Below are 12,574 nucleotides of genomic sequence, written 5' to 3'. Positions count from 1 at the left end.
GTCCCGTCGACGCCGGGAGAACGAGGATGGGCACATGAGCGACTGGACGGCCTTCGGACGGGTGGACGCGGACGGCACCGTGTACGTCAAGACCGCCGAGGGCGAGCGGGTGGTCGGTTCCTGGCAGGCGGGGTCGCCGGAGGAGGGCCTGGCGCACTTCGCCCGGCGCTTCGCGGACCTGGTCACCGAGGTTGACCTGACCGAGGCACGGCTCAACTCGGGCGCGGCGGACGCCGGCGGTTCCTTGAGCACGGTCCGCCGGATCCGTGCCTCGCTGGCCGAGGCCCACGTCGTCGGGGACATCGACGCCCTGGCCGCACGGCTGGACAAGCTGGCCGCGGTCGCCGAGGAGAAGGCCGGGGAGGCCCGCGCCGCCCGGGATGCCGCACGGAGCGAGGCGCTGGCCCGCAAGACGTCCCTCGTCGAGGAGGCCGAGAAGCTGGCCGCCGAGTCGACCGGCTGGAAGACCGCCGGGGACCGGCTGAAGGAGATCCTCGACGAGTGGAAGACGATCCGCGGGGTCGACAAGAAGACCGACGGCGAGCTGTGGAAGCGGTTCGCCGCCGCGCGGGACGGCTTCACCCGCCGCCGGGGCGCCCACTTCGCCTCCCTTGACGCGCAGCGCAAGCAGGCGCAGCAGGTCAAGGAGGAGCTGGTCACCGAGGCCGAGAAACTGAAGGACTCCACGGACTGGGCGGCCACCGCCAACCAGCTCAAGGAGCTGATGACCCAGTGGAAGGCCGCCCCGCGCGCCTCCAAGGAGGCCGAGCAGCGGCTCTGGGAGCGTTTCCGGGCGGCCCAGGACCACTTCTTCACCCAGCGCAGCGAGGTCTTCTCGGCCCGCGACAACGAGCAGCGGGCCAACCTGGAGCGCAAGCAGGCGCTGCTGGCCGAGGCGGAGACGCTGGACGTCGACGCCGACCCCAAGGGCGCCCAGGCCAAGCTGCGGGAGATCCAGGCGCAGTGGCACGAGGCGGGCCGGGTGCCGCGGGAGACCGCGGCCGGCCTGGAGCGGCGGCTGCGGGTGGTCGACGAGCGGGTCCGCGAGGTGATGGACTCGGCGTGGCGGCGAACCACCAAGGAGGACAACCCGCTGCTCGCGCAGATGCGCGCGCAGGTCGCCGAGGCCGAGGAGCGGCTGGCCCGGGCCCAGGCCGCCGGTGACGCCCGGCGGATCAAGGAGGCCGAGCAGGCGCTGTCCTCGAAGCGGCAGTTCCTCCAGCTCGCCGAGCAGGCCGGCTGAGCCGACGCCCACGCACGACGCCGGAAGGCCCGGTCCCGCGGGACCGGGCCTTCCGGCGTCGTGGAGCGCGCTCTGGTCCCCGCCATCAGCTCCACACCCGCCGGAGCAGGCCGCCCCGCCGGCCTGGCCGGCCCGGGACCCGCCGCCGTCAGTGGGCGGCGCAGCCGGTCGCCGACGCGGGCGCCGCGGCCGGCGCGCCGACCGCGGGCAGCCCGAGCAGCACCCCCGGGGTACGCGGGGAGCGGCCCGCCTCGACGGCGTCGCCGGCCCGGGTGCGCCGGTGCGACAGCGGCTCGCCGTCGGCGTTGAGGTGGTGCGGGGCCGCGTACGTGATGGTGGTGTGCACGATGTCGCCGGGGCGGATCCGCCCGGCCAACGACCCGGTCGCGCCGTGGTCGCCGTTCGCTCCGGCTGCGCCCGTCGCGCCGCGCTGGCTGTTCGCTCCGGCTGCGCCCGTGGCACCGTGGTCGCCGTTCGCTCCGGCTGCGCCCGTGGCACCGTGGTCGCCGTTCGCTCCGGCTGCGCCCGTCGCACCGCGCTGGCTGTTCGCTCCGGCTGCGCCCGTCGCGAAGTGGACGAGGCGGCCGTCGCGGGCCCGGCCGGACATCCGGCCCGTGCGCTCGTCCTTGCGGCCCTCGCCGACCGCGACCAGCACCTCGACGGTCTCGCCGACCAGCTTCTTGTTCTCCGCCCAGGTGATCTCCTCCACCGTGGCGATCAGCCGGTCGTAGCGCTCCTGCACGACCTGCTTGGGCAGTTGGTCCGGCATGGTCGCCGCCGGGGTGCCGGGGCGCTTGGAGTATTGGAATGTGAAGGCCGAGGCGAACCGGGCCTCGCGCACCACGTCGAGGGTCCGCTGGAAGTCCGCCTCCGTCTCGCCGGGGAACCCGACGATGATGTCGGTGGTGATCGCCGCGTCGGGCATCGCCGCCCGGACCTTCTCGATGATCCCCAGGTACCTGTCCGACCGGTACGACCGGCGCATCGCCCGCAGCACGTCGTCGGAGCCGGACTGCAGCGGCATGTGCAGCGAGTGGCAGACGTTGGGCGTCTCGGCCATCGCGGCGATCACGTCGTCGGTGAAGTCCTTCGGGTGCGGGCTGGTGAACCGGACCCGCTCCAGCCCGTCGATGTCCCCGCAGGCGCGCAGCAGCTTGCCGAAGGCGTACCGGTCGCCGAACTCGACCCCGTAGGAGTTGACGTTCTGCCCGAGCAGGGTCACCTCCAGCACGCCCTCGTCGACCAGGGCGCGCACCTCGGACAGGATGTCGCCCGGGCGGCGGTCCTTCTCCTTGCCCCGCAGAGCGGGCACGATGCAGAACGTGCAGGTGTTGTTGCAGCCCACCGAGATCGACACCCAGCCGGCGTACGTCGACTCGCGGCGGGTCGGCAGCGTCGAGGGGAACACGTCGAGGGATTCGAGGATCTCCACCTCGGCGGCGGCGTTGTGCCGCGCCCGCTCCAGCAGCACCGGCAGCGAACCGATGTTGTGCGTGCCGAACACCACGTCCACCCAGGGGGCCTTGCGGACGATGTCGCCGCGGTCCTTCTGGGCGAGGCAGCCGCCGACGGCGATCTGCATCCCCGGGTGCCTGTCCTTGACGGGGCGCAGGTGACCGAGGTTGCCGTAGAGCCGGTTGTCGGCGTTCTCCCGGACCGCGCAGGTGTTGAACACCACCACGTCGGGGCTGTCGTCGGCCTCGGCCGCGCGCACGTAGCCCGCCTGCTCCAGCAGGCCGGAAATGCGCTCCGAGTCGTGCACGTTCATCTGGCAGCCGTAGGTGCGCACCTGATAGGTGCGCGGGCTGCCCGCCGCTGCGGTAGTCATGACCCGGACAGCGTATCCGGGCCCCGCCTGTCCGACCGAACGAGGAGGAGCCGTGTGCCGAAGCATCAAGACCCTGCGTGAGCCGTACGCGCCCGAGGTGACCCAGGCCGACATCGAGGCGGCCGCGCTGCAGTACGTCCGGAAGATCTCCGGGTTCCGCTCGCCCGCCCCGCACAACGCGGCGGCGTTCGACGCGGCGGTGGCCGCCGTCGCGGAGGCCACCGCGACCCTGCTGGAGCAGTTGGTGGTCCGGGGCGGTGGCCGGCAGCCGGCGGCCCGGAGCTGAGGGCCCGCCGCCTCCCCCGCGGCGGGTTCTCCCTGGCCGCGGCCAGGTCAGGCCGCGGCCCGAGCCGGGACGACCGAGTCGGGGGCCCACTTCGAGCGGTGGCACCGGGACCAGCCGCGGCAGGCGGGGTGGGCCAGCGTGCACAGGCGCTGCCCGCGCAGCACCTCGCCGTCGTCGGTCTCGGTGACCTCGAAGTGCACGGGACGGATCGTGCCGTCGGGCGCGACGAGCAGGTGCCGGCCGGCGTCGAGGGTGTCGTCGCGCAGCACGCAGCCGCGGTCGAGCAGCCGGGCGAGCGCGGCGACGCTGGGCAGCTCGGGCAGGCGCTCGGGCACCCCGTAGCAGTCCACCACCGTGCCGAACTCGCCCGGCGCCTGCCAGACGTCGCAGATCACCGCGTACGTGGGCAGCCGCGCCGGGTCGGCCACGGCGAGCGGCATCACCACCCGCCCCAGCGCCTCGGCGAGCGCCGGGTAGACCTCCACCGGGGGTACCCGATCGATTCTCCAGTTCCACAGCTCGGTCATGCCGCCTCCTCGCTGCGTTTCGTCCCACCGGCCTCCGGATCGGGCCTTACTGACGATGGTGGGGTGCATATGGCCCCAGGCGGGGGCAAGTTACCGGTCTGTGACCATTCCGGGCAAAATTTCCTGGAGCGTCATCGCTCCGAGTGACAGGAAGATGACAGTTTATCGGGTATGGTGCGCGTTTCCACACCCCGACAGGCCGCACCCGCGACCCGCGCCGCGTCAGCGCACCACGACCAGGTGCTCGCCGCGCGGCAGCAGTTCCCCGATCACCGTGGCCCCGGGCAGCTCGCCGGCCACCAGCAGCCCGCCCGAGGTCTGCGCGTCGGCCAGCAGCAGCCGCTCGGCCTCGCCGGCCGCGCCGAAGTCCGTCCACGGGGTCACCCAGTCCAGGTTGCGGCGGGTGCCGCCGCTGACGTAGCCGTCCCGGACGGCCTCGCGCGCGCCCGGCAGGTACGGCACCCGGGCCGCGTCGACGGCGACCGTGAGACCACTGGCCCGGGCCAGCTTCGAGGCGTGGCCGAGCAGCCCGAACCCGGTCACGTCGGTGCCGCACCGGACGCCGGCGGCGACCGCCGCGCGGGCGGCGTCCCGGTTCAGCGCGGCCATCGAGGCCACCGCCTCGCCGAAGCGCTCGCCGGTGACCTTGTGCCGGGTGTTGAGCACGCCGACGCCGAGCGGCTTGGTCAGCGACAGCGGCAGCCCGGGCCGCCCGGCATCAAGGGTGATCAGCTCCTCCGGGCGGACGACGCCGGTGACCGCGAGCCCGTACTTCGGGCCGTCGTCGTCGACGCTGTGCCCGCCGGCCAGATGGCAGCCGGCCTCCCGGGCCACGTCCTGGCCGCCCCGCAGCACCTCCCGGGCCAGCTCCAGCGGCAGCTTCTCCCGCGGCCAGCAGAGCAGGTTCAGCGCCACGAGCGGGGTGCCGCCCATCGCGTACACGTCGGAGAGCGCGTTGGCGGCGGCGATCCGGCCCCAGTCGTACGGGTCGTCGACGACCGGGGTGAAGAAGTCGGCGGTGCTCACCAGCCCCGTACGCTCGTCCAGTCGGACCACCGCGGCGTCGTCGCCGTCGTCCAGCCCGACCAGCAGCTCGGCGGTGCCGCAGGCCGGGACGAGTCCGGCTACCATGGCCTCCAACTCGCCCGGCGGGATCTTGCACGCGCAGCCGCCGCCCCGGGCGTACTCGGTCAGGCGCACAGGTCCGGTCATGCCCACATGATCTCCGGGCTGCGTTGACCTCGCCACCCGGATCGCCCCCGACGCGACGAATTTTCGGACTCGAGACGACGATCGGAACCGGTGTTACAGCTCCGTGACCAACCAGATTGCGTTCTGCCACGTCGGCCCGCCTAAAGTTGCCGCACCGGGGGTCATCCGACCCGCGGTCGTAGGCGATGACAGGGACGGTGGACGACGTGACGACGGGCGAACCGCTCATCGTGCTGGACTCGGTCAACAAGTGGTTCGGGCCGCTGCACGTGCTGGACGACGTCTCGCTTTCCATCGGCAGGGGCGAGGTGGTCGTGGTCATCGGCCCGTCCGGCTCCGGCAAGTCCACGCTCTGCCGCACCATCAACCGGCTGGAGCCGATCAGCTCCGGCAGCATCACCTTCGACGGCCGGCCGCTGCCGGCCGAGGGGAAGGCGCTGGCCAAGCTGCGCAGCGAGGTCGGCATGGTGTTCCAGTCGTTCAACCTCTTCGCGCACAAGACCATCCTGGAGAACGTCGCCCTCGGCCCGGTCAAGGTCCGCAGGGAGAAGCCGGCCGCCGCGCGGGAGCGCGCACTGGCCCTGCTGGACCGGGTCGGCATCGCCAACCAGGCCGAGAAGTACCCGGCCCAGCTCTCCGGCGGCCAGCAGCAGCGGGCGGCGATCGCCCGCGCGCTGGCCATGCAGCCCAAGGCGATGCTCTTCGACGAGCCGACCAGCGCCCTCGACCCCGAGATGGTCGGCGAGGTGCTGGAGGTCATGACCTCGCTGGCCCGCGACGGCATGACCATGGTCGTGGTCACCCACGAGATGGGCTTCGCCCGGCACGCCGCGAACCGGGTCATCTTCATGGCCGACGGGCAGCTCGTGGAGGACGCCCCGCCGGCCGAGTTCTTCGCCAACCCCCGCAGCGAGCGGGCCAGGGACTTCCTGTCGAAGATCCTGACGCACTGAGCGTCCGTCAGCGGAGCGCGTCGTCCCCCGACGGGCTCCAGTCGAAGAAGGAGAAAGTATGCGTATCAAGCGCGTTGCGGCGGTCGCCGCCGTCGCCGCCCTGTCCCTGGCGATGACCGCCTGTGGCGGCGACAGCGGCAGCGAGTCCGGAAGCTCGGGCGCCAAGGGCATCGTCGGCAAGGCCGAGAGCCAGAAGAAGCTCGTCATCGGCGTGAAGGCCGACCAGCCGGGCCTCGGCCTGCAGACCGGCAGCCAGTACGAGGGCTTCGACGTCGAGATCGCCAAGATCATCGCGAAGGGCCTCGGCGTCGACGCCGGCAACATCGAGTGGAAGACCACCGTGTCGTCCAACCGTGAGCCGTTCATCCAGCAGGGCACCGTCGACCTCGTCGTGGCGACCTACACGATCAACGACGAGCGCAAGCAGAAGGTCAACTTCGCCGGCCCGTACTACATCGCCGGCCAGGACCTGCTGGTCAAGGCCGACTCCACGCTCGCCGGGCCGGAGGGCCTGGACGGCAAGACGGTCTGCTCGGTGACCGGCTCCACCCCGGCCAAGCGGATCCAGAGCGACTACCCGAAGGCCCACCTCCAGCAGTTCGACTCGTACTCGAAGTGCCTGCCGCAGCTGGAGAACGGCAAGGTCGACGCGGTGACCACCGACGACATCATCCTCGCCGGCTACGCGGCGCAGTCCCAGTACGCCGGCAAGTTCAAGGTCGTCGGCAAGCCCTTCTCCACCGAGCCGTACGGCATCGGCCTGAAGAAGGACGACAAGGCCGGCTGCGAGAAGATCAACGAGATCCTCAAGGCCGCCGCCGCCGACGGCAGCTACAAGGCCGCCTGGGACAACACGCTGGGCAAGAGCGGCAAGGCCGCGCCCGAGCTGGACACCACCAAGCTGACCAACTGCAGCTGAACGGCACCAGGGCCGGCATCCACGGGATGCCGGCCCTGGCCTGTCACGACGCCGACCACGTTCCGGGAGCCGACGAATGCACGTATTCGCTGATCCGACGAACTTCGACGCCTTCCTGTCGGGTTTCCTCTGGATCCTCAAGCTGACCGGCGCGTCCGCGGTGTTCGCGCTGCTGCTCGGCGTGCTGCTCGCCGCGATGCGGGTCTCGCCGGTGCCCGTGCTGCGCGGCTTCGGCGCCGCCTGGGTCAACATCTTCCGCAACACCCCGCTCACCCTGGTCGTCTTCTTCTGCTACTTCGGCCTCTTCTCCACCCTGGGGCTGAGCCTCGCCGAGGACCTCGACCTCAACAACTACTGGCTCGGCGTGATCGGCCTGTCGGTCTACACGGCCGCGTTCGTCTGCGAGGCGATCCGGTCGGGCATCAACACGGTCCCCGCCGGCCAGGCCGAGGCCGCCCGGGCAATCGGCCTGACCTTCGCGCAGACGCTGCGGATCGTCGTACTGCCGCAGGCCGCCCGGTCCGTGGTCGCGCCGCTCGGCAGCATCCTGATCGCGCTCTGCAAGAACGCCACAATCGTCGGCACGATCGGCCTGATGGAGTCCTCCAACGTGATGAAGGACCTGATCAACAGCAACGGCGACGCGGTCATCCCGATCTTCCTGGTCTTCGCCGGCACGTTCGCCGCGTTCCTGATCCCCACCGGCTACCTCTTCGGCTGGCTGGCCAACCGCTTGGCGGTGAAGCGCTGATGAGCACCAACTCCGTCCTCTACGACCACCCCGGCCCGCGGGCGCGCACCCGCAACGCGGTCCTGACGCTGGTCTTCGGCGTCGGCCTGGTCGCCCTGCTGTGGTGGGTCTACCGCAGGTTCGACGAGGCCGGGCAGTGGGAGGCGAGCCTCTGGCAGCCCTTCGCCGAGCCTGCCACCTGGACCCAGTTCATCTGGCCCGGTCTGCGCGCCACCCTTCAGGCCGCGGCCGTCGGCATGCTGCTGTCGCTGGCCTTCGGCATCGTCTTCGCGGTCGCCCGGCTCTCCGACCACCGCTGGATCAGCATCCCGGCCGGCGCGGTGGTCGAGTTCTTCCGCGCCGTCCCGCTGCTGCTGATGATCTTCTTCGTCTTCTACGGCGTGCCGTTCCTCATCCAGGGGCCGGTGCCGGCGTTCTGGGCCGTGGTCATCGGGCTCACCCTCTACAACGGCTCGGTGCTCGCCGAGGCGTTCCGCGCCGGCATCCGGTCGGTGCCCGGCGGCCAGGCCGAGGCCGCGTACGCGATCGGCATGCGCAAGAGCCAGGTCATGCAGCTGATCCTGCTCCCGCAGGCCGCGCGCGCGATGCTGCCGGTGATCGTGAGCCAGCTCGTGGTCCTGCTCAAGGACACCGCGCTCGGCTACATCGTGGCCTACCCCGAGCTGCTCCAGCGTGGCGTGAACGACCTCGCCGCGAACCGTGGGAACATCGTCGCCGCCGCGATCGTGGTCGCCGCCATCTACATCGTGATCAACTCGCTGCTGACGGCGTTCGCCGGCTGGTTGAGCGGCCGTACCCAGCGGCGCGCCTTCCGGGCCCCACGGCCGGCCACCGACGCCACGGTGGTGGAACCGCAGGGCTGACGGCGGCGCGGCCGTACGCACGACGAGGCGGGGCAGGGAACGACGTTTCCCTGCCTCGCCTCGTCGTCGTGTCGGGCCGGCTCAGCGGGCGATCTCGGTGGCTCAGCGGGCGATCTCGGTGACCCGGGACTCGCGGACCACCGTCACCCGGATCTGCCCCGGGTACGTCAGCTCCTCCTCGATCTGCTTCGCCACGTCCCGGGCCAGCACCGCCGCGCCGATGTCGTCGACGTCCTCCGGCTTGACCATCACCCGGATCTCCCGGCCGGCCTGCATGGCGAAGACCTTCTCCACGCCGACCTTCCCGGCCGCGATCTCCTCGATCCGCTCCAGCCGCTTGACGTACGCCTCCAGGCTCTCCCGCCGCGCCCCCGGCCGCCCGCCGGAGCACGCGTCCGACGCCTGGGTGAGCACCGCCTCGATGGTCTGCGGGGGCACCTCGTTGTGGTGCGCCTCGATGGCGTGGACGACGTCCTCGCTCTCGCCGTACTTGCGGGCCAGGTCGGCGCCGATGATGGCGTGGCTGCCCTCCACCTCGTGGGTGAGCGCCTTGCCGATGTCGTGCAGGAACGCCGCGCGTTTGATGATCGGCACGTCCAGCCGCAGCTCGGCGGCCATGATCCCGGCGATGTGCGCGGTCTCCACGAGGTGCTTGAGCACGTTCTGCCCGTACGAGGTGCGGTAGCGCAGCCGGCCGAGCAGGGTGACCAACTCGGGGTGGATCTCGGTGATGCCGACCTCGACCAGCGCGTCCTCGGCGGCCCGGTGGCAGAGCGCGTCCACCTCCTGCCGGGCCAGTTCGTAGACCTCCTCGATCCGGTGCGGATGAATCCGCCCGTCGAGCACCAGCTTCTCCAGCGTGAGCCGGCCGACCTCGCGCCGCACCGGGTCGAAACAGGAGAGCAGCACCGCCTCCGGGGTGTCGTCGATGATCAGGTTGACCCCGGTGACGGACTCGAAGGCGCGGATGTTGCGGCCCTCGCGGCCGATGATCCGCCCCTTCATCTCGTCGCCGGGCAGGTGCAGGACGCTGACCACGCTCTCGGCGGTCTGCTCGCTGGCCACCCGCTGGATGGCGTCGACGACGATGTGCCGGGCCCGCTGCTCGGCCGTGCCGCGGGCGTCGGCCTCGATGTCCCGGACCAGCAGCGCGGCCTCCCGCTTGGCCTGCGTCTCGATCGCCTCGATCAGCTCGGCGCGGGCTGCGTCGGCGGTCAGCCCGGCCACGCGCTCCAGCTCGCGCCGCCGCTGCTCCTCCGCCTCGACGAGCGCCTGCTCCCGCTCGGCCAGCGCGGACTCGCGGGCGGCCAGCGCGGCGCTGGCGGCGGTGAGCTGCCGCTCCCGCTCGGCCAGCCGCTCCACCTCCTCGGTGTGCAGCCGCTCCCGCTCGTCCATCCGGGCGGCGCGCCGTTCCACCTCGGCGGCCTGCTCCCGGGTGGTCGCGGCGAGCACGGCCACCTCGCGCTCGCCGCTGCGGCGGGCCGCCGTACGCAACTGCTCGGCGTCCGCCTCGGCCTGCTTGTGCGCCCGTTCCAGGACCGTGTCGGCCTCGGCGCGGGCGTCGTCGAGCACCCGGCGGGCCTCCGCCCGCGCCGCCTTCGCCTCCGCCTTCGCGGCCGCGGCCTCGGCCCGCGCCGCCGCGGCCGCCGACCTGGCCACGTCGATGGTGCTGTTCGCCTCGTCGGCGGCGCTGCGCAGGGCGGCCAGGGACTGCTCCTGGCGGTCCTTCTCCGCGATGAAGGCCGGGTCCTCCGGCCGGGGTGCCGCGCCGAGGCGACGCAGGGTGCGCAGGCCCACCAGCACCGCGCCTACCACGACCAGGGTGAGGACCATCACCACCGCGAGGATGACGACGTCGAAGGCGCTCATGGCCGGGCCGCCCCGACCGGCCGCGCCGCCGCCGTCGGCCCCGCCGACCCGGCTCGCCGGCGCACTCCGACCGCCCCCGTGACCAGGTCTCGGCGGCCTCGCGGGCCTCGGCGGCGACGGTCGGGCCGGCGGGCGCCCGGCCAGGGCGCCCGGGCTCGTCGCGCCCACGCGCCCGACCGGGCCGGACTACCCGGCCCATGGGGACCACCGGTCAACCTGTGCTGCCCCGCCATGGCCGCCTCCCCTGAACGTCGGCACCGCAGTGACGCGCCGGTGGGCACGCGCTGCGGCTCTGAGACGCCCGACCTGAGCGGCTGGCCGTGGGTAGCTCTCTCCGCCGGCGGTGCCCAGGGGACACCGCCGGCGGCCGGGTGCAGTTGTCACACCAGCTCCGGACCGGCCTGTCCGAAACTGACGCCGCAGGCCGGGCGAGCCGGCCAAAGTGATGCTGTTCCGTTACGCGATCTATGTTGTGCGCTTAGCCTGCGCTGGTCGGGCAATGTGAGCCTGTATGGCGAGGCTAGGTCTCCGGGGGCCGTCTGGTCAAGAACTCATGATCAAACCCCCCGAACGGAGAGAAGTTGGCGTGTCACCCAGCGCCAAACCAAAGCCGGACGCCAGCGGACAAAGGGGCGATCCCTCCGCCTCGAAACGACCGCCACCCGCCCTCGCCCGACCCACCCGCACACGCTCAGCGATCATTGCGTTGACGGTACGTGGAGAGCCCGGATCGCCGCCAAGTCCATGATCAACGCGGGTGGGAGGCGGAGGCGCGGGGGGCCGGTGGGTCAGGTCAGCGGGTGGGTGTCCCGGTCCGGATCCGCCTCGGCCTCGGTGAGCGCGTCCGCGTCGATCCGGTCGGCGAACTCGGCCGCCTCCGCGCTCTGCGCCGCGAGCGCGTCCTTCACCGCCCGGATCGCCACGCCGGGCGGGTAGCCCTTGCGGGCAAGCATGCCGACCAACCGGCGGAAGACGGCCTCGGGCTCGCCCCGGGCACTACGCAGCTTCCGCTCGACCAGCGCCCTGGCCGTCTCGGCCTCGATCTCCGCGTCCAGCTCGCCGAGCGCCTCGCTGGCCACGTCGCCGTCCACGCCGCGCTGGCGCAGCTCGTTGGCCAGCGCCCGCCGGGCCAGCCCTCGGCCGGCGTGCCGGCTGGCGACCCAGGCGCGGGCGAAGGCGGCGTCGTCGATGATGCCGACCTCGTCGTACCGGTCCAGGACCTGCGCGGCGACCTCCTCGGAGATCCCCCGCCCGGCGAGCGCCCCGGCCAGCTCGGCCCGGGTACACGGCCGCACGGCGAGCTGGCGCAGGCAGATCTCCCGGGCGACCTCCGCCTCCTCCCGGGGCGGCGCCCCGCTGTCGGCCCCGCGCCGCGCTCCCCGTCGGGCCGGGCACGGCGCTGGCGCCTGGGGCCGGGCGGGGTGCCCGTGTCACCGCCCGTACGGGGCGGGCTGGCGTCCCAGCCCCGCCCCGTACGGGCGCGTCGTCCTGCCATGGGTCAGCGACCGGTCAGAAGTCGACCGGCGGCAGCTCCGGGCCACCGGCGGCGTCGCCCGCGCCGACCCCGACGCCGAGCTTCTCCAGGATCTTCTTCTCGATCTCGGCGGCCACGTCCGGGTTCTCCCGGAGGAACTCGCGGGCCTTCTCCTTGCCCTGGCCGAGCTGGTCGCCGTCGTACGTGTACCAGGCGCCGGACTTGCGAATGATCGCCTGCTCGACGCCCACGTCGATGAGCGACCCCTCGCGGGAGATCCCCTTGCCGTACATGATGTCGAACTCGGCCTGCTTGAACGGCGCCGCGACCTTGTTCTTCACCACCTTGACCCGGGTGCGGTTGCCGACCACGTCGGTGCCGTCCTTGAGGCTCTCGATGCGGCGTACGTCGAGCCGGACCGAGGCGTAGAACTTCAGCGCCCGACCACCGGTGGTGGTCTCTGGGCTGTTGTGCACCAGGATCCCGTCGGCGAGATAGTTGTGCGAACCCTCGATCTCGATATCGAACCGGTCCATGTTTTTGTAGTCGCGCCTGACCTCGATATCGAGGATCCGGGCGGGTAGCGGGTACATCGTGGGTTCCGTGAACTGCGGGCTGACCTCACACCGACCATGGAACTTCGGTAGAA

11 protein-coding genes and 2 pseudogenes are annotated in these 12,574 nt (G+C 72.3%); 6 read left to right on the top strand and 7 right to left on the bottom strand.

What is annotated here, in order from left to right; all coding sequences use genetic code 11:
* Window positions 1-34: 34 nt before the first annotated feature.
* Window positions 35-1,243 (top strand): DUF349 domain-containing protein, encoded by a 1,209-nt coding sequence (locus JD77_RS19800; RefSeq protein WP_145775663.1) that lies wholly within the window; start codon window positions 35-37, stop codon window positions 1,241-1,243.
* Between the two features lie 148 nt (window positions 1,244-1,391).
* Here JD77_RS19800 and JD77_RS35200 read toward each other — a convergent pair.
* Window positions 1,392-1,631, bottom strand: a pseudogene (locus JD77_RS35200) (tRNA (N6-isopentenyl adenosine(37)-C2)-methylthiotransferase MiaB); the annotation flags it as partial.
* Between the two features lie 180 nt (window positions 1,632-1,811).
* A pseudogene (gene miaB, locus JD77_RS19795) lies at window positions 1,812-3,071 on the bottom strand (tRNA (N6-isopentenyl adenosine(37)-C2)-methylthiotransferase MiaB); the annotation flags it as partial.
* 52 nt (window positions 3,072-3,123) lie between these two features.
* On the opposite strand from miaB, the gene JD77_RS19790 reads away from it, so the two are divergent.
* Window positions 3,124-3,357: a DUF2277 family protein gene (locus JD77_RS19790; protein ID WP_145775661.1), complete on the top strand. Its 234-nt coding sequence runs from the start codon at window positions 3,124-3,126 to the stop codon at window positions 3,355-3,357.
* 47 nt (window positions 3,358-3,404) lie between these two features.
* On the opposite strand, the gene JD77_RS19785 is transcribed toward JD77_RS19790, so the two are convergent.
* Entirely contained in the window at window positions 3,405-3,884 is a 480-nt protein-coding gene (locus JD77_RS19785) for a hypothetical protein (protein WP_145775660.1), read from the bottom strand.
* 222 nt (window positions 3,885-4,106) lie between these two features.
* On the bottom strand, window positions 4,107-5,096 hold the full coding sequence (gene selD, locus JD77_RS19780; RefSeq protein ID WP_145775659.1) for a selenide, water dikinase SelD: 990 nt from the start codon (window positions 5,094-5,096) through the stop codon (window positions 4,107-4,109).
* 197 nt (window positions 5,097-5,293) lie between these two features.
* Between selD and JD77_RS19775 the strand changes: the two genes are divergently transcribed.
* The 4 genes from JD77_RS19775 to JD77_RS19760 all read left to right on the top strand — a co-directional run bounded on the left by JD77_RS19775 (window position 5,294) and on the right by JD77_RS19760 (window position 8,582).
* Window positions 5,294-6,049, top strand: coding sequence for an amino acid ABC transporter ATP-binding protein (locus tag JD77_RS19775; protein ID WP_145777673.1), 756 nt, complete (start codon window positions 5,294-5,296; stop codon window positions 6,047-6,049).
* A 58-nt stretch (window positions 6,050-6,107) separates the two neighbouring features.
* Entirely contained in the window at window positions 6,108-6,968 is an 861-nt protein-coding gene (locus tag JD77_RS19770) for a glutamate ABC transporter substrate-binding protein (protein ID WP_145775658.1), read from the top strand.
* Window positions 6,969-7,044: 76 nt separating this feature from the next.
* Window positions 7,045-7,719, top strand: a complete 675-nt coding sequence (locus tag JD77_RS19765; RefSeq protein ID WP_145775657.1) for an amino acid ABC transporter permease — start codon at window positions 7,045-7,047, stop codon at window positions 7,717-7,719.
* The gene (locus tag JD77_RS19760) at window positions 7,719-8,582 is read left to right on the top strand and encodes an amino acid ABC transporter permease (protein WP_145775656.1); all 864 of its coding nucleotides are present in this window, start codon (window positions 7,719-7,721) and stop codon (window positions 8,580-8,582) included. The genes JD77_RS19765 and JD77_RS19760 overlap by 1 nt, the downstream gene beginning before the upstream one ends.
* A gap of 102 nt (window positions 8,583-8,684) precedes the next feature.
* On the opposite strand, the gene rny is transcribed toward JD77_RS19760, so the two are convergent.
* From rny to JD77_RS34775, 3 genes are all read right to left on the bottom strand, one after another.
* Complete coding sequence (rny, locus tag JD77_RS19755) at window positions 8,685-10,451, bottom strand: ribonuclease Y (RefSeq protein ID WP_145775655.1); 1,767 nt, start codon at window positions 10,449-10,451, stop codon at window positions 8,685-8,687.
* Between the two features lie 788 nt (window positions 10,452-11,239).
* Window positions 11,240-11,746, bottom strand: a complete 507-nt coding sequence (locus JD77_RS19750; protein WP_246140768.1) for a regulatory protein RecX — start codon at window positions 11,744-11,746, stop codon at window positions 11,240-11,242.
* Between the two features lie 214 nt (window positions 11,747-11,960).
* Window positions 11,961-12,461, bottom strand: a complete 501-nt coding sequence (locus tag JD77_RS34775) for a hypothetical protein (protein WP_387227047.1) — start codon at window positions 12,459-12,461, stop codon at window positions 11,961-11,963.
* Window positions 12,462-12,574 lie beyond the last annotated feature (113 nt).

It is taken from the genome of Micromonospora olivasterospora (assembly GCF_007830265.1).
In the GTDB taxonomy this organism is placed as follows: domain Bacteria; phylum Actinomycetota; class Actinomycetes; order Mycobacteriales; family Micromonosporaceae; genus Micromonospora; species Micromonospora olivasterospora.
This window is presented reverse-complemented; position numbering and strand designations above follow the sequence as displayed.

Excerpts from the sequence above, each read along its gene's own strand:
- JD77_RS34775 (WP_387227047.1), bottom strand. The coding sequence starts at position 12,461 with ATGGACCGGTTCGATATCGAGATCGAGGGTTCGCACAACTATCTCGCC.
- rny (WP_145775655.1), bottom strand. The coding sequence starts at position 10,451 with ATGAGCGCCTTCGACGTCGTCATCCTCGCGGTGGTGATGGTCCTCACC.
- selD (WP_145775659.1), bottom strand. The coding sequence starts at position 5,096 with ATGACCGGACCTGTGCGCCTGACCGAGTACGCCCGGGGCGGCGGCTGC.
- JD77_RS19785 (WP_145775660.1), bottom strand. The coding sequence starts at position 3,884 with ATGACCGAGCTGTGGAACTGGAGAATCGATCGGGTACCCCCGGTGGAG.
- JD77_RS19760 (WP_145775656.1), top strand. The coding sequence starts at position 7,719 with ATGAGCACCAACTCCGTCCTCTACGACCACCCCGGCCCGCGGGCGCGC.
- JD77_RS19770 (WP_145775658.1), top strand. The coding sequence starts at position 6,108 with ATGCGTATCAAGCGCGTTGCGGCGGTCGCCGCCGTCGCCGCCCTGTCC.
- JD77_RS19800 (WP_145775663.1), top strand. The coding sequence starts at position 35 with ATGAGCGACTGGACGGCCTTCGGACGGGTGGACGCGGACGGCACCGTG.
- JD77_RS19765 (WP_145775657.1), top strand. The coding sequence starts at position 7,045 with ATGCACGTATTCGCTGATCCGACGAACTTCGACGCCTTCCTGTCGGGT.